The sequence below is a fragment of the Streptomyces sp. NPDC085946 genome (genome assembly GCF_044540485.1).
In the GTDB taxonomy this organism is placed as follows: domain Bacteria; phylum Actinomycetota; class Actinomycetes; order Streptomycetales; family Streptomycetaceae; genus Streptomyces.
The window spans coordinates 38,592-56,439 of sequence record NZ_JBITSF010000003.1 but is presented as its reverse complement, the minus strand read 5'-3'; the positions used below and the strand labels follow the sequence as shown (position 1 = coordinate 56,439).

At 72.1% G+C, this 17,848-nt stretch carries 14 protein-coding genes and 3 pseudogenes; 10 read left to right on the top strand and 7 right to left on the bottom strand.

The genetic code is table 11. The annotated features are described in order from the left end of the window. The first annotated feature begins 187 nt into the window (after positions 1-187). The 4 genes and pseudogenes from ACIF8T_RS08180 to ACIF8T_RS08165 all read left to right on the top strand — a co-directional run bounded on the left by ACIF8T_RS08180 (position 188) and on the right by ACIF8T_RS08165 (position 4,445). Positions 188-942: pseudogene (locus tag ACIF8T_RS08180) on the top strand (transposase family protein). Between the two features lie 2,353 nt (positions 943-3,295). Then, positions 3,296-3,442 (top strand): annotated as a pseudogene (locus ACIF8T_RS08175) (peptidase C39 family protein); the annotation flags it as partial. Between the two features lie 139 nt (positions 3,443-3,581). Beyond that, positions 3,582-3,722: an SCO1431 family membrane protein gene (locus tag ACIF8T_RS08170; RefSeq protein ID WP_400032455.1), complete on the top strand. Its 141-nt coding sequence runs from the start codon at positions 3,582-3,584 to the stop codon at positions 3,720-3,722. A 66-nt stretch (positions 3,723-3,788) separates the two neighbouring features. Then, positions 3,789-4,445 carry a TetR/AcrR family transcriptional regulator gene (locus ACIF8T_RS08165; RefSeq protein ID WP_400032453.1) on the top strand — a complete coding sequence of 219 codons (657 nt, stop codon included), beginning with the start codon at positions 3,789-3,791 and terminating at the stop codon, positions 4,443-4,445. Positions 4,446-4,493: 48 nt separating this feature from the next. Here ACIF8T_RS08165 and ACIF8T_RS08160 read toward each other — a convergent pair whose 3' ends face one another. After that, complete coding sequence (locus ACIF8T_RS08160) at positions 4,494-5,735, bottom strand: glycoside hydrolase family 18 protein (protein ID WP_400032451.1); 1,242 nt, start codon at positions 5,733-5,735, stop codon at positions 4,494-4,496. 329 nt (positions 5,736-6,064) lie between these two features. Here ACIF8T_RS08160 and ACIF8T_RS08155 point away from each other — a divergent pair, with 329 nt between their 5' ends. Continuing rightward, positions 6,065-7,237, top strand: a complete 1,173-nt coding sequence (locus ACIF8T_RS08155; RefSeq protein WP_400032449.1) for an acyl-CoA dehydrogenase family protein — start codon at positions 6,065-6,067, stop codon at positions 7,235-7,237. On the opposite strand, the gene ACIF8T_RS08150 is transcribed toward ACIF8T_RS08155, so the two are convergent. Further along, positions 7,200-7,448: a hypothetical protein gene (locus ACIF8T_RS08150; RefSeq protein WP_400032447.1), complete on the bottom strand. Its 249-nt coding sequence runs from the start codon at positions 7,446-7,448 to the stop codon at positions 7,200-7,202. The two genes, ACIF8T_RS08155 and ACIF8T_RS08150, sit on opposite strands and share 38 nt — an antisense overlap. Positions 7,449-7,751: 303 nt before the next feature. Further along, complete coding sequence (locus ACIF8T_RS08145; RefSeq protein WP_400032446.1) at positions 7,752-8,198, bottom strand: hypothetical protein; 447 nt, start codon at positions 8,196-8,198, stop codon at positions 7,752-7,754. Positions 8,199-8,461: 263 nt separating this feature from the next. On the opposite strand from ACIF8T_RS08145, the gene ACIF8T_RS08140 reads away from it, so the two are divergent. The 4 genes from ACIF8T_RS08140 to fxsA all read left to right on the top strand — a co-directional run bounded on the left by ACIF8T_RS08140 (position 8,462) and on the right by fxsA (position 12,600). After that, entirely contained in the window at positions 8,462-8,902 is a 441-nt protein-coding gene (locus ACIF8T_RS08140) for an Lrp/AsnC family transcriptional regulator (protein ID WP_400032444.1), read from the top strand. 57 nt (positions 8,903-8,959) lie between these two features. Beyond that, positions 8,960-10,564, top strand: a complete 1,605-nt coding sequence (locus ACIF8T_RS08135; protein ID WP_400032442.1) for an amidohydrolase — start codon at positions 8,960-8,962, stop codon at positions 10,562-10,564. Between the two features lie 569 nt (positions 10,565-11,133). Continuing rightward, positions 11,134-11,940 (top strand): polyprenol monophosphomannose synthase, encoded by an 807-nt coding sequence (locus ACIF8T_RS08130; RefSeq protein ID WP_400032440.1) that lies wholly within the window; start codon positions 11,134-11,136, stop codon positions 11,938-11,940. An 84-nt stretch (positions 11,941-12,024) separates the two neighbouring features. Continuing rightward, positions 12,025-12,600, top strand: a complete 576-nt coding sequence (fxsA, locus tag ACIF8T_RS08125; RefSeq protein ID WP_400032439.1) for an FxsA family membrane protein — start codon at positions 12,025-12,027, stop codon at positions 12,598-12,600. A gap of 115 nt (positions 12,601-12,715) precedes the next feature. On the opposite strand, the gene ACIF8T_RS08120 is transcribed toward fxsA, so the two are convergent. From ACIF8T_RS08120 to ACIF8T_RS08105, 4 genes and pseudogenes are all read right to left on the bottom strand, one after another. Beyond that, complete coding sequence (locus ACIF8T_RS08120; RefSeq protein WP_003977404.1) at positions 12,716-13,090, bottom strand: RNA polymerase-binding protein RbpA; 375 nt, start codon at positions 13,088-13,090, stop codon at positions 12,716-12,718. A 266-nt stretch (positions 13,091-13,356) separates the two neighbouring features. Next, a pseudogene (locus ACIF8T_RS08115) lies at positions 13,357-14,702 on the bottom strand (MFS transporter). Between the two features lie 48 nt (positions 14,703-14,750). Next, positions 14,751-15,518: a glycerophosphodiester phosphodiesterase gene (locus ACIF8T_RS08110; RefSeq protein WP_400032437.1), complete on the bottom strand. Its 768-nt coding sequence runs from the start codon at positions 15,516-15,518 to the stop codon at positions 14,751-14,753. After that, positions 15,515-16,168 carry a YitT family protein gene (locus ACIF8T_RS08105; protein ID WP_400032435.1) on the bottom strand — a complete coding sequence of 218 codons (654 nt, stop codon included), beginning with the start codon at positions 16,166-16,168 and terminating at the stop codon, positions 15,515-15,517. The genes ACIF8T_RS08110 and ACIF8T_RS08105 overlap by 4 nt, the downstream gene beginning before the upstream one ends. A gap of 99 nt (positions 16,169-16,267) precedes the next feature. Here ACIF8T_RS08105 and ACIF8T_RS08100 point away from each other — a divergent pair, with 99 nt between their 5' ends. Next, entirely contained in the window at positions 16,268-17,767 is a 1,500-nt protein-coding gene (locus ACIF8T_RS08100; protein WP_400032433.1) for a PLP-dependent aminotransferase family protein, read from the top strand. The last annotated feature ends 81 nt before the right edge of the window (positions 17,768-17,848 follow it).

Genomic DNA, 17,848 nt, shown 5'->3' with positions numbered 1-17,848 from the left:
GACCTTGATGGTGCTATGGCCCATCCACCGGGAAACCTTGTGAATGAACGCTTCTCATCCTGTGATTCGCGGGTTACGGCTGCTGACGGCCGGGAGCCGCGACGCGGCAGGGATTCTAGTCGTTTCGGCTGGTGATCTCACTCGCCAGCATCTCGACACAGGAGTCCTGTTGGTCCCGTATCGAGCCATGCTCGACGTCCCGCACGAGGTCGTTGAGCACGTTTCCTGGCTGATCTACGACCGAAGGTGTGAGCTGAACTCCCGTCGGCGCAGGTTGGACTGCTTCCGGCAGGCTCTGCTGTTCCTGGTGCACTTTTGCGCAAGAACGAGACTCTGACCCAGGGCGCCGCGGGGTTCGGTGTTTCCACCGCCACCGCCACCGCTGGCCGGTACGTGAGTGAGACGGTCGACAGCCTCGCCGAGCGCGTCCCAAGCCTGCACGAGGCCCTGCTCGAGCTGCCACCGGAGGGGTTCGTCATCACCGACGGCACCTTGATCGCCACCGACCGTATCGCGGCGGACGACCCGTACTACTTGATGAAGCACCGCCGTGACGGAATGAACGTGCAGCTCATGGCCGCTCCGAACGGAACACCCCTGTGGCTCTCCCATGCGCTGCCCGGCCGCCCCCACGACCTGACCGCACCCCGCGCACACGGTGTGATCCAGGCCTGCCTGTCACGTCAGCTCCTCGTTCTGGCCGACCGCGCCTACGAGGGAGCCGGCGCCACCGTCCGCACTTCCTACTACCGTCACCACGAGCTTCCCAAGCACTACCAGCAGTACAACCGGGATCACGCCCGGCTGCGAGCACCGGGCGAACTCCCCTTCGCCCGTCTCAAGCAATGGCGGATTCTCCGCAAGGCCCAGTGCAGCACCAACCGCATCGGGCGCACGGTCACTGGCATTCACGCCATCGAAATCGCCTGGCGCGCAGGATGAGAAGCGTTCACTGAGCCTTTTCCGACCTGCCGCTTGGGCTGGTCAGAAGCCCGGGGCCAAACTGCGGCCGCAGCCGGACCAGACTCCTGAGCAGCGGTCTCCTACTCTTGAGATCGGGCCCTGGCCGCCTCCAGGCGGCGATCAGCAGCTCACTCCAGTCAGGTTGGAAGGCTCACTGACAGCTCGACCCGACCAGGCAATTTGAGCCGATGCTCCGCACGGCCTTCGCAGCCGGTCGTGGAACTCGGCTACCAGGTGGCCGGTCCGCCAGCGGCGGAAGAAGGCGTAGATCCATTCTCACGGCGGGAAATTGGCCAGCATCGTCTGCCACTTGATGCCGTTCTCGACCAGATAGCGGATCGCATCGAGCATTTTCCGGTGGTAGTAGCTCTCTGGCTGCCCGCCCCGGCCTTCCAGCTATCCCGGCGCCAGCAGCAGGTTCCGGACCGCCACCCACTCGGTGCCCGTTATATCCGAGGGGTGCGTCGGTTCCCTGTGCGGCCGGTCCGCGGCGTTTCCGGACCGGTGCGCGCGGCAGTCCCACGGTGGGGCAACCGAATTGGACTCGCCGACCGTCCGTACGGAAGGTTGCGACACAGGGCCTTCTGGCGTTCGAGGGACTTCAGTGACCCCGAGCTGGACAGGAGGCCCTGCCTTCAGGACTGCACCGGCCGAAGGTCTCCCAGCTGAATCCCCATACTCGAACCAATGCTCACCATGATCGATAGAGCAACGGTTTCTGAGGTAGGGGTGTCAGCACAGGATGCGCCGTCCAGCTTTTGCTAATTCGGAGGCGAGCGGTCGCTTGCATACTGCGCACCGCCGCCCTCCTGGGGGTGCTGGGAGCTGTGCCGGGCGGCTATCCGCTGTTGGGCGTGGTGTAGCTGGCGCACGTAACAGGCTTCGCTCCCCTTGGGTTATGCGGCTTCCTGTCGCACCTTCTGCTGTGAGTCGTGCAGCGACTTCCGCATCCCCTCCGGCAGGGCGGCGCCATGGGTGTAGACCGAGTGCGGCCAGGGGCAGGCGATGCCTGTCCAGTTCGTCCTGTGGACAGGGCGGATGGTGCAGGGCGAAGACCGTCAGGTCTTCTGGCTCCCACTACCGGTGCCGCGGATGTGGGGGCGGCCGAAGGCCGTACCGACCTGGCCACCGGAGGGGGCGTAGAGCCAGATGGGCAGGCCCTCGCGGAAGGCGACATGTGGGACGTGCAGATCTGGCCGCCAGAACCACACGTTCCGGATCCCGACACGGGCGTAATCGTGATGCCGACGACGCCAGGCGCCGTCGGCATCATTTCCTGTTGTGCTTCCAACGCGATGCGTGTTCCGTCGTGGAGTCGTACGGCCACGTCCGCGCGCCGGTTGTGGCTGGGGGCATTGCTCCAGATGTAAGGCCGTGACGGTGGGGAGGCCACGTGCCCAGCGGGCCAGGGTGTGCTTGGCGGTGAGGTGCCAGACTGTCTCGGGATGGTGACCGCCGGCCGGGGCTTTCCCAGGCGGATGTGCGAAGTGCGGCGGACCCTTCCGCCCGGGCGTCCGCGGACCATCAACGGCATCCGGGTTCCCATGGGGGCCTCAAATCCGTGGAAGCAGTAGAAGCACACCAGAGTGCTGTATCCATGGGCCTTCCAATACTCCATCGACTGCTCGGAGACACGCACCTCGCGCCCGGTTCCCAGGTCAAGTTCGACCACCAGCAAGTCGTCCTGCACGCTGCCCCTTCCTGCTGTCTCACCAGCATTCGATACAAGAGCAGTTGCGGTCAGAGTGCATCGAGCCTGTCTGCTGCTGTGGTCCGGTGTGGTGCGCTGGTAAGGGGGGAAATCCAGTCGTAGGGGAGGGCGTCAGACTGTGGAATGTGTGTTGCTCACGTCGTTGTACGGCACTTACGCTCCATATTCCGGATTCGGCGGGGGAAAGCGCAATTGCTGGCCGATGAGGAAACTAGAGATGGCTTCCTTGGTGTGGTTGTCGTAGACCCGGGAGACGGGTTTTCCGAGGAACTCGGCCAGGGCGGCAACATCCTAGAGCGACTCGGTCATGACGCCTCCGGATGATTTGATCATCTCGTGAGGATGAAGGTATGGAGGAGCGGCCGCGCCAAAGGCGTTGTCCGTCCCTATGGCAACGGTCACTCTCTGTGAAGGTTAGCCGTCTGGGTGTGGAAGTGTGGTGTGAGTTGGGTTGGGGAGTAAGAGTCAGCACCGAACCGGCACGGCGGGCCCGAGCGGACCGGGGTGGACGGCAGTGGGAGTCGGCACGAGGCTGGTGTAGACCCGTTCGCAGGGGAGGGGGCCACGCCCTTGAGCTGTCCGTTTGCCGTGAGGAGCCGTTTCTGGTAAGGGCTGCTGTAGCAGTTCGAGAACATCTGGCTCAGGACCAAGCGGTACAACGCCTCCGGAAAGGTCGCCTCCGGCACGGGCGGCGTCTGCTACCTGTACTTCCCGGCGCGGCCGACCGCAGGTCAGCGGGCGGCGCTCGCCGCGGTGGGCGTGCGCTGAACCGCCCGGCGCGGGGTCCCGGCGCGGCCGGGGCCCCGCGGCGTGTGACCAACGTCTCTGCCCCACTCGGCCTCCGGGGGTGGCAAGGTGGATGACCGACCGGGGGAACCACCGCACTACCGAGAATCAGCGAGACGCCATGACCGCGAACTCACTCACCGCCGCCCGCGTCCGTACCGGCGGTCCCAAGGACGACGGCCCGGAGCTCCTCGAACACGCCATGGGCTGGGTCCTCGTCGTGGTCGTCGCGATGCTCGTGACCCAGCTCGGACTGCTGTGACCTGACCCACGTTCCGACCTGCCATACTGCGGAGGTCCCACCCCCCGCAGCAGACCAGGGCAGAAATTGAATATCAGTCAGCAACCTGCCGCCCGTCCCAGAGCGCGCGGCACGGAGCGCTCGGTGGCGCGCCGTGCCGAACTGATCGCCATCGGGCGGCGGTTGTTCGCCGACAGGTCCTACGACGCGCTCTCGATGGACGACATCGCCCGGCAGGCCCACGTCGCCAAAGGGCTGATCTACTACTACTTCCAGTCCAAGCGCGGCTACTACCTGGCCATCGTCCAGGACTCCGTCGCCGACCTGGTCGCCTTCGCCGCGAGCGGCCTCGAACTCCCGCCGGCCCAGCGGGTCAACCGCGCCATCGAGGGCTACCTGCGCTACGCCGAGCACAACCAGGCGGCCTTCCGCACGATCGTCAGCGGCGGCGTCGGCTTCGACACCGAGGTGCACGCCATCCGGGACGGGGTGCGCGAGGCGATCGTCGACACCCTCGCCGAAGGGGCGTACGGCCGCAGCGAGATCGCGCCGCTGGCCCGGATGGGCCTGCTGGCCTGGGTGTGCAGCGTGGAGGGCGCCACCCTGGCCTGGATCGACCGCCCCGAGCTGCCCCGCGCGGTCATGTGCGAGCTGTTCGTGAGGACGCTCGGCGGCGCGCTGCGCGCCATCGAGGAACTGGAGCCCTCCCACCCGGCGCCGGAGCCCGCCCGCCGGGGCGCGTGAGAAAGGGGCGGCGGCCGGTTCCCCGGACCACCGCCCCCTGTTCCCGGCCTAGTTGATCGCCTTGATCAGCTCACCGTTGGCGGTGTCGCCGCTCAGCTCCCAGAAGAACGTGCCGCCCAGCCCCTGCTGGTTCTTGTACGTCATCTTGGTCGCGATGGTCGCCGGGGTGTCGTAACTCCACCAGTCGCTCCCGCACTTGGCGTACGCCGTGCCGGCCACGGTGCCGGTGGGCGGGCACTTGGCCTTGAGCACCTTGTAGTCGTCGATGCCCTGCTCGTAGGTGCCCGCCGCGGGGCCGGTCGCGGTGCCGCCGGGGGCGCTCTGGGTGACGCCGGTCCAGCCGCGGCCGTAGAAGCCGATGCCGAGCAGCAGCTTGGCGGCGGGGATGCCGAGGCCCTTGAGCTTGGCGATGGTCGCCGAGGTGTGGGTGTCGGCCTTCGGGATGCCGGCGTACGAGGTCAGCGGCGAGTGGGGGGCCGTCGGGCCGGCGGCGTCCCAGGCGCCGAAGTAGTCGTACGTCATCGGGTTGTACCAGTCGACGTACTGCGCGGCGCCCGCGTAGTCCGCCGCGTCGATCTTGCCGCCCGCGGTGGCGTCGGCGGTGATGGCGGCCGTGACGAGGTTGCCGGAGCCGAACTTCGCGCGCAGCGCCTGCATCAGGTTCCCGAACGCCGCCCGGCCGCTGGTGTCGCAGGTGGCGCCGCAGGCGTTGGGGTACTCCCAGTCGATGTCGATGCCGTCGAAGACGTCGGCCCACTTGCTGTTCTCGACCAGGTCGTAGCAGGACTGGGCGAAGGCGGCCGGGTTCTTCGCGGCCTCGCCGAAGCCGCCCGACCAGGTCCAGCCGCCGAAGGACCACAGGACCTTGATGTTCGGGTGCAGCTTCTTCAGCTTGCGCAGCTGGTTGAAGTTGCCGCGCAGCGGCTGGTCCCAGGTGTCGGCGACGCCGTCCACCGACTCGGCGGCGGTGTAGGCGCGGTCGGTGGCCGCGTAGGCGTCGCCCATCGCGCACTTGCCGCCGGTGACGTTGCCGAAGGCGTAGTTGATGTGCGTCAGCCTGGCCGCCGAGCCCGAGGTCCTGATGTTCTTGACGTGGTACTTGCGGTCGTAGGTGCCCCATTCGGTGAAGTAGCCGAGGACCTTGGAGCCGGCGGCCTCCCGGGCCGGGGGCGCGGCGGCCGCGGTCGTGGCGCCCGCGCCGGCCAGCAGGCCGGCGCCGAGGACGGCGCAGCACACGGTGGACACGAGCGCCCGGAAACGGCGGGCGCGGGGACGGTGGGGGGTGGGCATCCGGTGTCTCCTCGTGGGGGAGGCGAGCGCGCGCCCATTGGCATGAACGCGGTAATTCGGTGGAGCGAAACAGTAGGAGGACTAGACCAGTTGGTCAATGGTGCGGACCAACGCCGCCTCCGGGAGGGGGCGGGGCTTTCTTGAAGTAAGCGGTCGTTAACTGATGACTCGCTGCGTCCGATCGGGCATACTCACAGCGCACAGCCGCTGGTCAGCAGCTTCCGAGACCCGGAAGTGCGAGCATCGGCGAGGCACCGATACGACCCGGCGGAGCCGCCCCCACCAACGGGCCGCACCGTCAGCGCCCGAACAGGGAGGAGAGCGTCGCCATGCCCGACCGCGCCCCGCAGCCGGTGGACCGGCAACTGCCCACGGACGAGGCCCGGGACCTGATCTCGCTCGTCCGTGACATCGCGCAGCGAGAGATCGCTCCGAAGGCGGCCGAGGAGGAGGACGCCGGACGCTTCCCGCGCGAGGTCTTCACCCTGCTCTCCGAATCCGGCCTCCTCGGCCTCCCCTACGACGCCGAGTACGGCGGCGGCGACCAGCCCTACGAGGTCTACCTCCAGGTCCTGGAGGAGCTCGCCGCGGCCCGCCTCACCGTCGGCCTCGGCGTCAGCGTCCACACCCTGGCCTCCTACGCGCTCGCCGCCCACGGCACCAAGGAGCAGCAGGTCGAGCACCTGCCCGCGATGCTGGGCGGCGGCCTGCTCGGCGCGTACTGCCTGTCCGAGCCGCACTCCGGCTCCGACGCGGCGGCGCTGCGCACCAAGGCGGTGCGGGACGGCGACGGCTGGGTGATCACCGGGACCAAGGCCTGGATCACCCACGGCGGCATCGCCGACTTCTACACGGTCATGGCGCGCACCGGCGAGGAGGGCCCGCGCGGGATCACCGCCTTCCTGGTGCCCGGCGACGCGCCGGGCGTGAGCGGCGCGGCCCCCGAGAAGAAGATGGGCATGAAGGGCTCGCCCACCGCGCAGGTCCACTTCGACGGGGTCCGGGTCGGCGACGAGCGGCGCATCGGAGAGGAGGGCCAGGGCTTCGCGATCGCACTGGCCGCCCTGGACTCCGGGCGGCTCGGCATCGCGGCGTGCGCGATCGGACTCGCCCAGGCGGCCCTGGACGAGGCGCTGCGGTACGCCACCGAGCGCCGGCAGTTCGGCCGGGCGATCGTCGACTTCCAGGGGCTGCGCTTCATGCTCGCCGACATGGCGACGCAGATCGAGGCCGGCCGCGCGCTGTACCTCGCGGCGGCGCGGCGGCGCGACGCGGGCCTGCCGTTCGCCCGGCAGGCGGCCATGGCGAAGCTGCACTGCACCGACACGGCGATGAAGGTCACCACCGACGCCGTCCAGATCCTCGGCGGCTACGGCTACACCGCGGACTTCCCGGTCGAGCGCTACATGCGGGAGGCCAAGGTGCTGCAGATCGTCGAGGGCACCAACCAGATCCAGCGCATGGTCATCGCCCGCCACCTCGCGGGTCCGGAGGCACGCTGAACCGGCCGAGTCCCCGCCAGGGTGCCGTCAGCCGCGTCCACTCCGGGTCGTGCCGGCCGGGCAGGGTGCGGCCGCGGTCGGCCCACGTCCGCATCAGAGCGCTGTAGATCGGCGGATCCGGAACGCGCGGCGGCGCGGGCGGAACCGATTCTGCGGATGCCGGGACGACCAGGCGGCGCCGGTCCCCGGCCGTGGAACGGGTGGGGCTCATACCAGGGCAACGCCGGACGGGGCGGGCAGGTCACCGGCCGGCGGAATCGGCCGTGCGTTCACGCGGCGTCCCACCGACGCCGGCCGTCCCCGACTCGCCCGTCGGGCACGGCACTTGACCTCGTCCCGGACTGACCGCACCGCCCGCACCACGGCGGCTCGCGGCCACGGTGCGGGACGGGCACGAGCCCGCGGCGGGGCGCAGGGCGGACGGCCGCCCGCCGTCATGCGGCAGGGCGGACGACGGCGTTCTGCGCCGTGGTGCGGGAGGGCTGCGGAAGGGGCGCGGGCGGCGGTTCCGCGCTCAGGCGGCGTGGCGCCGCATCACCGGGACCCTGATGGGGCGCGAGCCCGGGCCGCCGACGTGCGAGAAAGGCTGGGTCCGCCAGTCCAGTCCCTGCGGGAGCGTCAGCAGCAGGGCGGTGTCCTGCTCCTGCGGCTGGAAGGACTCGTCCGCAGGCCGGGCCTCGGAGGCGTTGCGGCCGGTGCCGCGGCAGACCGTGAGCCCGAAGGGGTTCCACGGCGAGGCGCACAGCGCGTGCTCCGGGAGGACTTCCTCGTCCGCCAGCAGGGCGATGGGCTGCGCGCAGTCCGGGCAGATCACCCGGTACATCTCGAAGGTGTCGTACGCGTCGAACTCGTCGGTGTCCCCGTCGTCGAAGGCGTCGGGTTCGACGCCCTCCGGCTCGGGCTCGACGACCGGCTGCTGGCGCTTGGGTGCGAAACGACCAGGGCGCTTAAGACTCTGCATGGGATTCTCCCCCTCGGGCTGGGCCGTGAAGGCACTGCGGCCTCGACCACAGCAAGCACTTCCCGCCACCCCCGGGCGGTAATCACGAGAACATCACGGAGACCGTTCGAGTGGTGTGGCGTTCGTCACATGCCGCCCGCAGGTGCCCGTCGGCGGGTGTAGGCCCCCGGGGGCGCACGCCGGCGCGGCCACCTCACCGGCCGGAGACGACCCGGGCCGCCGAGGTATCCGAGGAGATCACCGGCCCTGTAGGTTCTTGCGCCATGGAGGAGCTGGACCGACAGATCGTGCAGCTGCTCGTCAAGGACGGGCGGATGAGCTACACCGACCTGGGCAAGGCCACGGGCCTGTCCACGTCGGCCGTGCACCAGCGGGTGCGCCGGCTGGAGCAGCGCGGCGTCATCCGCGGCTACGCCGCGGTCGTCGACCCGGAGGCCGTCGGCCTGCCCCTGACCGCCTTCATCTCGGTCAAGCCGTTCGACCCCAGCGCCCCCGACGACATCGCGGACCGGCTCGCCGGCGTCCCCGAGATCGAGGCCTGCCACAGCGTGGCGGGCGACGAGAACTACATCCTCAAGGTGCGCGTGGCCACCCCGCACGAACTGGAGGAACTGCTCTCCCGGCTGCGGTCGCTGGCGGGCGTCTCGACGCGGACCACGGTGGTGCTGTCGACGCCCTACGAGGCCCGGCCGCCGCGCATCTGACCCGGGCCGGCGGACCTGGCTGCGGGCCGGCCGGGGCCAGGCGCGAAACTGTCCGTCATGAGTGAACGCACCGCCCCGCCGAAAACCGTCCTGCTCCGCCGCGGAGAGGTCCACAGCCCCGCCGACCCGTTCGCGACCGCGATGGTCGTCGAGCGCGGCCAGGTCGCCTGGGTCGGCTCCGAGGGCGCCGCCGACGCCTTCGCGGACGGCGTCGACGAGGTCGTCGACCTGGACGGGGCACTGGTCACCCCCGCGTTCACCGACGCGCACGTCCACACCACGGCCACCGGGCTCGCGCTCACCGGCCTCGACCTGTCCGGCGCCCCCACCCTGGAGGCCGCCCTCGCACGCGTCCGCGACTTCGCCGCCGCCCGCCCCGGCGACCGTGTCCTGCTCGGGCACGGCTGGGACGCCTCCCGCTGGCCCGGCGGCCGTCCGCCGACGCGCGCCGAACTCGACGAGGCCACCGGCGGACGCCCCCTCTACCTCAGCCGGATCGACGTCCACTCCGCCGTCGTGACCACCGCCCTGCTCGACCTGGTGCCCGGCGACACCGGCCGCGGCGACGCCCCGCTGACCGGCGACGCCCACCACGCCGTGCGCGCCGCCGCGCTGGGAGCGATCACCCCCGCGCAGCGCGCCGAGGCCCAGCGCGCCGCGCTCGCGCACGCCGCGTCCCTCGGCATCGGCACCCTCCACGAGTGCGCCGGACCCGAGATCTCCTCCGAGGACGACTTCACCGGCCTGCTGCGGCTCGCCGCCGAGGAACCCGGCCCGCGGGTGGTCGGCTACTGGGCCGAGCAGAACGTCGGCAAGGCCCGCGAACTCGGCGCGCTCGGCGCGGCGGGCGACCTCTTCGTCGACGGCGCCCTCGGCTCGCACACCGCCTGCCTGCACCAGCCGTACGCCGACGCCGGCCACACCGGCACCGCCTACCTGGACGCCGCCGCCGTCGCGGCCCACGTCGCCGCCTGCACCGAGGCGGGCCTCCAGGCGGGCTTCCATGCCATCGGCGACGCCGCCGTCACCACCGTCGTCGAGGGCGTGCGCGCCGCCGCCGAGCGGCTCGGACCGGCCCGGATCCGCGCCGCCCGCCACCGCGTCGAGCACGCCGAGATGCTCACCCCCGAGACCGTCGCCGCCTTCGCCGAACTCGGGCTGACCGCCTCCGTCCAGCCCGCCTTCGACGCACTGTGGGGCGGCGAGGACGGCATGTACGCCCAGCGCCTCGGCGCCGAACGGGCCCGCGCCCTCAACCCGTTCGCGGCCCTGCTGCGCGCCGGCGTGCCGCTCGCGTTCGGCTCCGACAGCCCCGTCACCCCCCTCGACCCGTGGGGCACGGTCCGCGCCGCCGCCTTCCACCGCACCCCCGAGCACCGCGTCTCCGTCCGCGCCGCGTTCACGGCGCACACGCGCGGCGGCTGGCGGGCGGCCGGCCGCGACGACGCGGGCGTCCTGGTCCCGGGCGCGCCCGCCGACTACGCCGTCTGGCGCACCGGAGCCCTGGTGGTCCAGGCCCCCGACGACCGGGTCGCCCGCTGGTCGACCGACCCCCGCTCCGGCACCCCGGGGCTGCCCGACCTCACCCCCGGCGCCGACCTGCCGGTATGCCTGCGCACGGTGGTCGGCGGGCGGACGGTCTTCGTACGGCCGGGCGAGTGATCTACGGGAGCGGCGGGGCGGCGGTCACCCGCTGGACCCCCGTGGCACGACCTGCGTATCCTCCGCCCTGACCTGGCCTTTGACCGTGAACGCCCAGGTCAAAGGGCTGTTGACAGGCTGCGGCGGAAGGCCGGTAGGTTCGGCGCGTCCACCACCGGACGTCCGACCGGGGGACATCCGCGCACGCGTCGCGGCGCCGCTGGGCCAGGGACGGTGTGCCGCACCGGGCACCGCCGCCACTGGGAGCCGGGCTCGGCCCGGCGCCGGGCCGGGGGACCGCTCCGGCCGGCCGGGAGGTGTGACCCGGGTGGGGCCCGGGCGCTCAGTAGACAACGGCTTTCGGTCGATCCGCAGCCAGCGGACCCCAGGTCGGCCCGAAGGGCGCCGGGCCCCCATCCGCCGTACGACCGGCCCGGCGGGCCGTACGGCGGGTCCCGGGGCTCCCCGCACGTCCTGGCCGGCATCTTCCCGTCCCGGGGAACCGACACCGCCGTACGCACGTCCTGTCACGTCGGTGCAGGCCGGGGCCACTATGGTGGGACCCTGCGTACGGACATGAAGGGGCAGCAGTGAACGACGGCGACGGGACCCTCGCGGCAGGGGCCCAGCAGAGGACGTTCGGTCCGCTCGGCAGCGCTCTGGTGATCATCCCGACCTACAACGAGGCGGAGAACATCAAGGGCATCGTCGGCCGGGTGCGCAAGGCCGTCCCCGAGGCGCACGTGCTGGTGGCCGACGACAACAGCCCCGACGGCACCGGCAAGCTCGCCGACGAGCTGGTCGCCCAGGACGACCACGTCCACGTGCTGCACCGCAAGGGCAAGGAGGGACTGGGCGCCGCCTACCTCGCCGGCTTCCGCTGGGGCCTGGAACACGGCTACGGCGTGCTGGTCGAGATGGACGCCGACGGCTCCCACCAGCCCGAGGAACTGCCCCGCCTGCTCACCGCGCTCAAGGGCGCCGACCTGGTGCTCGGCTCCCGCTGGGTGCCCGGCGGGCGGGTCGTGAACTGGCCCCGCTCCCGCGAGGTCATCTCCCGCGGCGGCAGCCTGTACTCCCGCCTCGCCCTCGACCTGCCGCTGCGCGACATCACCGGCGGGTACCGCGCCTTCCGCCGCGAGACCCTGGAGGGCCTCGGCCTCGACGAGGTCGCCTCCCAGGGCTACTGCTTCCAGGTCGACCTCGCGCGCCGCGCGATCAAGGCCGGCTACCACGTCGTCGAGGTGCCCATCACCTTCGTCGAGCGTGAGCACGGCGACTCCAAGATGAGCCGCGACATCCTCGTCGAGGCGCTGTGGCGGGTCACCGCCTGGGGCGTGGAGGAGCGGGTCGGCAAGGTGCTGGGCCGCGACGGGAAACCGGCGCCGAAGGCCTAGCCGCCCGCGGCCGCCCCGGCCGCACGGCGCCGCCCGGCCGGGGGCCTTATCCCGAACTGAGGAGGGTCCGGGCACACTGGGGGCATGACGACTGGTGTTCAGACCCCCAGCCACCCGGCCCGGCCCCGGCGCTCCCGGCTGCGCACGTTCCTGCCGCTGGGCGTCGCCGCGTGGCTCGTGCTGGAGATCTGGCTGCTCACCCTGGTCGCCGGCGCGTCGAACGGACTGGTGGTCGTCCTGCTCCTGATCGCGGGCCTCGTCCTCGGCTCCCTCGTGATCAAGAGGGCCGGGCGCCGGGCCTTCCGGAACCTGACCGAGACGCTGCAACAGCAGCAGAGCGGCACGGCGCCCGCCGGGCCCCGCCCCGACAGCGAGGGCAACGGGCTGATGATGCTGGGCGGCCTGCTGCTGATGATCCCCGGCCTGCTCTCGGACGCGGCGGGTCTGCTCCTGCTGCTGCCCCCCGTCCAGAAGGCGGTGAGCCGCTCCGCGCAGCGCTCCTTCGACCGCCGCCTGCGCGCGGCCGGTCCCGGGACGCTGGGCGACGCCTTCCGGCAGGCCCGGATGCACCACCCCGACGGCAAGGTCGTCCAGGGCGAGGTCGTCCGGGACGAGCCGGGCGACGCCCCGCGGGAGCAGCGTCCGCCGCTGACTCGCTGACCCGCTGACCCGCGCCCCTCCCGGACGCACGAACGCGGGCGCCGTACGTGATGTCTCACGTACGGCGCCCGCGATCTCGTAGGTGCGGTGCTTGTCCGCCCAGGCCCCGTGGGGGTTACGCCGACTTGCGGCTGTCCCGGGGGTGAACGGCGATGTTCATCGCCCCGGAGCGCAGAACCGCCAGGCGCTCCTCGAGGACCTCTTCGAGTTCCTCACGGGTGCGCCGCTCCATCAGCATGTCCCAATGCGTACGCGCGGGCTTGGCCTTCTTCTCCTCCGGGCCGTCGCCGTCCACGAGGAGTGCCTGGGCCCCGCAGACCTTGCACTCCCACTCCGGCGGGATCTCCGCCTCGACCGAGAAGGGCATCTCGAAGCGGTGCCCCTTCTCGCATGCGTACTCCACGGCCTGGCGCGGAGCCAGGTCGATGCCGCGGTCCGTCTCGTAGCTGGTCACCACGAGGCGCGTGCCGCGAAGAGCTCGCTCACTCATGAATCGTGCCTCCCGGGCTTGTCGCCCACAGGACAGGTGTCGCTGTCGTCGTCATCCGGTCAACGTCCGGTCGGCGGTAAAGATTCCCGTTCCGAGTCCCGTTCCGGGTCATGCGTCGCCGTCGTAGCCGCCCTTGTTGTACCCACCTGCGCCCGGTTTGTCACATCTGCTAGCACATGTGACCCAGCGTTTCGGCATCTTTGACGCGCAGTAACGGTACGCCTGGCAGGCCAAACGCGTACACTACAGCCCTTTCGCGCCGAGTGCTAAATCCTTTCGGGGACCGGGTTGCCCGCGTCGGAGATCGCACGCCGCACCGGGACCCGGGCCAGCAGGGCGAAGCCGATGACGAAGAAGCCCACCAGGGAGACGATCGCGTCCCGGTAGCTGCCGGTCAGCTGGTAGGTGAGGCCGAACAGCAGGGGCCGAGCCAGCTCATGCCGCGGTCGCTCACCTCGTAGGCGGAGAAGTACTCGGCCTCCTTGCCGGGCGGTACGAGGTGGGAGAACAGGGACCGGGACAGGGCCTGGCTGCCGCCGAGGACCAGGCCGATCCCGGCGGCCAGGGCGAAGAACCACCCGGGCGCCCCGGCCGGCAGGAAGTAGCCGGCCGCCAGGATCACCGTCCACGCCGCCAGCGACCCCAGGATCGTGCGCTTGGCCCCGTACCTGCGGGCCAGCCGGCCCAGCGCCAGGGCGCCCGCCACCGCCAGGACCTGCACCAGCAGGACGGCCCCGATCAGGGTGGACTGGCCGAGGCCCAGCTCCTTCGAGCCGTAGACGGAGGCCTGGGAGATCACCGTCTGGATGCCGTCGTTGTAGACCAGGTAGGCCAGCAGGAAGGCGAGGGTCAGCGGGTGGCGGCGCATGTCGCGCACGGTGGCCGCGAGCTGCCGGAAGCCGGGCAGGGCCGCCTCCCGCGCGGGGGCGCGGCGGTCGCGCAGCCGGCGCAGCGGGATCAGCGCGAAGGCGCCCCACCACAGACCCGCCGACGCCAGGCAGACGCGGACCGCCGTGCCCTCGGAGAGGCCGAAGCTCTCGTGCCCGGTGTAGAGGACCAGGTTCACGACCAGGACCAGGGAGCCCGCCGCGTAGCCGAACGCCCAGCCCCGGGAGGAGACCGCGTCACGCTGTTCGGGCGGGGCGATCTGCGGCAGGTAGGAGTTGTAGAGCATCATCGCCACCGACTGCGCGGCGTTCGCGACGACGAGGAGTGCCCCGCCGAGCAGGTAGCGGTCCCCGCCGAGGAAGAACATGCCCGCCGTGGCGGCGGCCCCGGTGTAGGCGGCGGCCGCGAGGAGGGGCTTCTTGCGGCCGGTCCGGTCGGCCGCCGCCCCCACCAGGGGCATCACCAGCACGGCCAGGACCACCGACAGGGAGACCGCGTACGCGAAGAAGGACCCGGCGCGCACGGGGACGCCCAGGGGGTGCACGAACCCGTCCGGGTCCGCCGTCGACTCGGCGACCGAGGTCAGATAGGGGCCCAGGAACACGGTGAGCACGCTCGTCGAGTAGACCGAGCAGGCCCAGTCGTAGAAGTACCAGCCGCGCTGCTCGCGTCTGAGTGCGGCGGCCTCGTCGGCCGGCGGTGTCCGCACGGTGTCGGTGCCCACCCGTGCCCTCGCTTCCCCGTGAACGCACGAAGGCCGGGTCGCGGGGCCTCAGACCCAGACGCCGCGGTCCTCCATGACCTCGCGCAACGTGTCGATGTGATCGGTCATGATGCCATCCACGCCCAGGTCCAGGAGCCGGTGCATGCGGGCCGGATCGTTGACCGTCCACACGTGCACGTGCAGCCCGCGCGCGTGCGCGGCGCGGACGAAGCGGTGGTCCACCACCCGGATGCCCGACTGCGCCTCCGGCACCTGTGCCGCCACGGCGGAACGGCGCACCGCGGCCGGCAGCCCCCACGAGCGCAGCCGCAGGTTGAGCACGCCCCGCGTGCCGTACGAGGTCGCCAGGCGCGGCCCCGCCAGCCGCTGGGCGCGCACCACGCGCGCCTCGGAGAAGGAGCCGAGGCAGATCCGGTCCCAGGAGCCGGTGCGCCCGACCAGGTCCAGGAAGGGCAGCAACGCCGGCTCCGCCTTGACGTCGACGTTCCAGCGCACGTCGGGGAAGGTCTCCAGGAGCTCCTCGAAGAGGGGCACCGGTTCCCGGCCCGCCACGCGCGCGCGGCGCACCTCCTGCCAGGGCAGGTCGGCGATCCGGCCCGTGCCGTCGGTCACGCGGTCCAGCGTCGCGTCGTGGAACGCCACCAGCCTGCCGTCCCGCGTGGCGTGGACGTCGGTCTCCATGTACCGGTAGCCCGCCTCGGCCGCGCGGCGGAACTGCCGCACGGTGTTCTCCAGGCCGTCCGCGGTCCCGCCCCGGTGGGCGAAGGCGAGGGGGCCGGGGTGGTCGAGGTAGGGATGGCGTATCCGCGGGGTCACGGACGCAGTATCGCCCCTCGCGGTCGACCGGCGGCAACGACCTCGCTGCCGCCGGATGTCGCGGGGACGGCGAACACACGCAGGAACAGCTGGGCGAGCGGGCCGATCGTCAGCGCGTACAGCAGGGTGCCGGCGCCGATGGTGCCGCCGAGGGCGAAGCCGGACGCCACCACGGCCACTTCGACGGCCGTCCGCATCAGCCGGATCGAGCGGCCGGTGCGGCGGTGCAGTCCCGTCATCAGCCCGTCCCGCGGCCCGGGACCGAACCGCGCCGCGATGTACAGGCCGGTGGCCACGCCGTTGAGCACGATGCCGGTCAGGAGGAGGGGCACGCGCACGGGCAGCGAGTGCGCGGCGGGCACCGCGGCGAGCGTGGCGTCCATCGCGAGGCCGACGACGAACACGTTGGAGACCGTGCCGAGGCCCGGCCGCTGGCGCAGCGGGATCCACAGCAGCAGGACCACCGCGCCCACGGCGATGGAGACGACCCCGATCGTCAGGCCGGTCCGCTCGGCCAGTCCCTGGTGCAGCACCCCCCAGGGCTCCAGCCCCAGGCCCGCCTCCACCAGGAGGGCCGAACTCGCCCCGTAGAGCGCCAGCCCGGCGTACAGCTGGATCAGTCGTCGGACGAGGTGTCCCCGCGTGGACAAGAGGTGCCCCCAGTGGTCGCAGTGGCCTGACGCATGACACCCTGTGGCTTGGAGGAAGACGTCATCCATGGCCAATTCGTGGAAGGTGGACTGATTTCCATGGCGCAGTGGACTTCGGCCGTGGGTGCGGCGCAGCTCGCCCGGCTGCTCACCTCGCAGCAGGACCGTCCGGCGGGGCCGGGCACGCGCCGGCCGCCCGCCTACCGGGCGCTCGCCGACGGCATCCGGCTGCTGGTGCTGGAGGGGCGGGTGCCGGTGGCCGCCCGGCTGCCCGCCGAGCGCGAGCTCGCCCTGTCGCTGTCGGTCAGCCGCACCACCGTCGCCGCCGCCTACGAGGCGCTGCGCACCGAGGGGTTCCTGGAGTCGCGGCGCGGCGCGGGCAGCTGGACGGCCGTGCCCGCCGGCAATCCGCTGCCGGCGCGCGGCCTGGAGCCGCTGCCGCCCGAGGCCCTCGGCTCGATGATCGACCTCGGCTGCGCCGCGCTGCCCGCGCCCGAGCCCTGGCTGACCCGGGCCGTGCGGGGCGCCCTGGAGGAGCTGCCCCCCTACGCCCACACCCACGGCGACTATCCGGCCGGGCTGCCCGCGCTGCGCGCGATGATCGCCGAGCGCTACGCCGCCCGCGGGATCCCGACCATGCCCGAGCAGATCATGGTGACGACCGGGGCGATGGGCGCGATCGACGCGATCTGCCACCTGTTCGCGGGGCGCGGCGAGCGCATCGCCGTGGAGTCGCCCTCGTACGCCAACATCCTCCAGCTGATGCGGGAGGCCGGGGCCCGGCTGGTGCCCGTCGCGATGGCCGAGGGCCTGGCGGGCTGGGACATGGACCGCTGGCGGCAGGTGCTGCGCGACTCGGCGCCCCGGCTGGCCTACGTCGTCGCCGACTTCCACAACCCGACCGGCGCGCTCGCCGACGAGGACCAGCGGCGGCGGCTGGTGGACGCGGCGCGCTCCGCCGGGACGGTGCTGGTCGCCGACGAGACGATGAGCGAGCTGTGGCTGGACGCGGACGTGGAGATGCCGCGGCCGGTGTGCTCCTTCGACCCGGCCGGGTCCACGGTGATCACGGTCGGGTCGGCGAGCAAGGCGTTCTGGGCCGGGATGCGCATCGGCTGGGTGCGGGCGGCCCCCGACGTGATCCGCAGCCTGGTCGCGGCGCGCGCCTACGCCGACCTGGGCACGCCCGTGCTGGAGCAGTTGGCCGTGCACTGGCTGTTCGGCACGGGCGGCTGGGAGCAGGCCGTGGAGGTGCGGCGGGCGCAGGCCCGGGAGAACCGGGACGCCCTGGTGGCGGCGGTGCGGCGGGAGCTGCCCGGGTGGGAGTTCGAGGTGCCCGGGGGCGGGCTCACGCTCTGGGTGCGGACGGGGGGCCTCTCGGGGTCACGGCTGGCCGAGGCGGGGGAGCGGGTGGGCGTGCGCGTCCCGTCCGGGCCGCGCTTCGGGGTCGACGGGGCGTTCGAGGGGTACGTGCGGCTGCCGTTCACCGTGGGGGGCGCGGTGGCCGAGGAGGCCGCCGTACGGCTGGCGGCGGCGGCACGGCTGGTGGAGATCGGTGGGGCCGGGGGTGTGGAGGCGCCGCGCACGTTCGTGGCGTGAGGGACTGCGGGGACCGCAGCCGGGACTGACCGCCCCGTCTGCCCCCGCCTGCCCCCGCTTGCCCCGCCTGTTCCGGCGGGA

What these genes read in the sequence shown, in the direction of transcription:
- ACIF8T_RS08170 (WP_400032455.1), top strand. Translation starts at nt 3,582, where the DNA reads ATGACCGCGAACTCACTCACCGCCGCCCGCGTCCGTACCGGCGGTCCC.
- ACIF8T_RS08160 (WP_400032451.1), bottom strand. Translation starts at nt 5,735, where the DNA reads ATGCCCACCCCCCACCGTCCCCGCGCCCGCCGTTTCCGGGCGCTCGTG.
- ACIF8T_RS08155 (WP_400032449.1), top strand. Translation starts at nt 6,065, where the DNA reads ATGCCCGACCGCGCCCCGCAGCCGGTGGACCGGCAACTGCCCACGGAC.
- ACIF8T_RS08150 (WP_400032447.1), bottom strand. Translation starts at nt 7,448, where the DNA reads ATGAGCCCCACCCGTTCCACGGCCGGGGACCGGCGCCGCCTGGTCGTC.
- ACIF8T_RS08145 (WP_400032446.1), bottom strand. Translation starts at nt 8,198, where the DNA reads ATGCAGAGTCTTAAGCGCCCTGGTCGTTTCGCACCCAAGCGCCAGCAG.
- ACIF8T_RS08140 (WP_400032444.1), top strand. Translation starts at nt 8,462, where the DNA reads ATGGAGGAGCTGGACCGACAGATCGTGCAGCTGCTCGTCAAGGACGGG.
- ACIF8T_RS08135 (WP_400032442.1), top strand. Translation starts at nt 8,960, where the DNA reads ATGAGTGAACGCACCGCCCCGCCGAAAACCGTCCTGCTCCGCCGCGGA.
- fxsA (WP_400032439.1), top strand. Translation starts at nt 12,025, where the DNA reads ATGACGACTGGTGTTCAGACCCCCAGCCACCCGGCCCGGCCCCGGCGC.
- ACIF8T_RS08120 (WP_003977404.1), bottom strand. Translation starts at nt 13,090, where the DNA reads ATGAGTGAGCGAGCTCTTCGCGGCACGCGCCTCGTGGTGACCAGCTAC.
- ACIF8T_RS08100 (WP_400032433.1), top strand. Translation starts at nt 16,268, where the DNA reads ATGGCGCAGTGGACTTCGGCCGTGGGTGCGGCGCAGCTCGCCCGGCTG.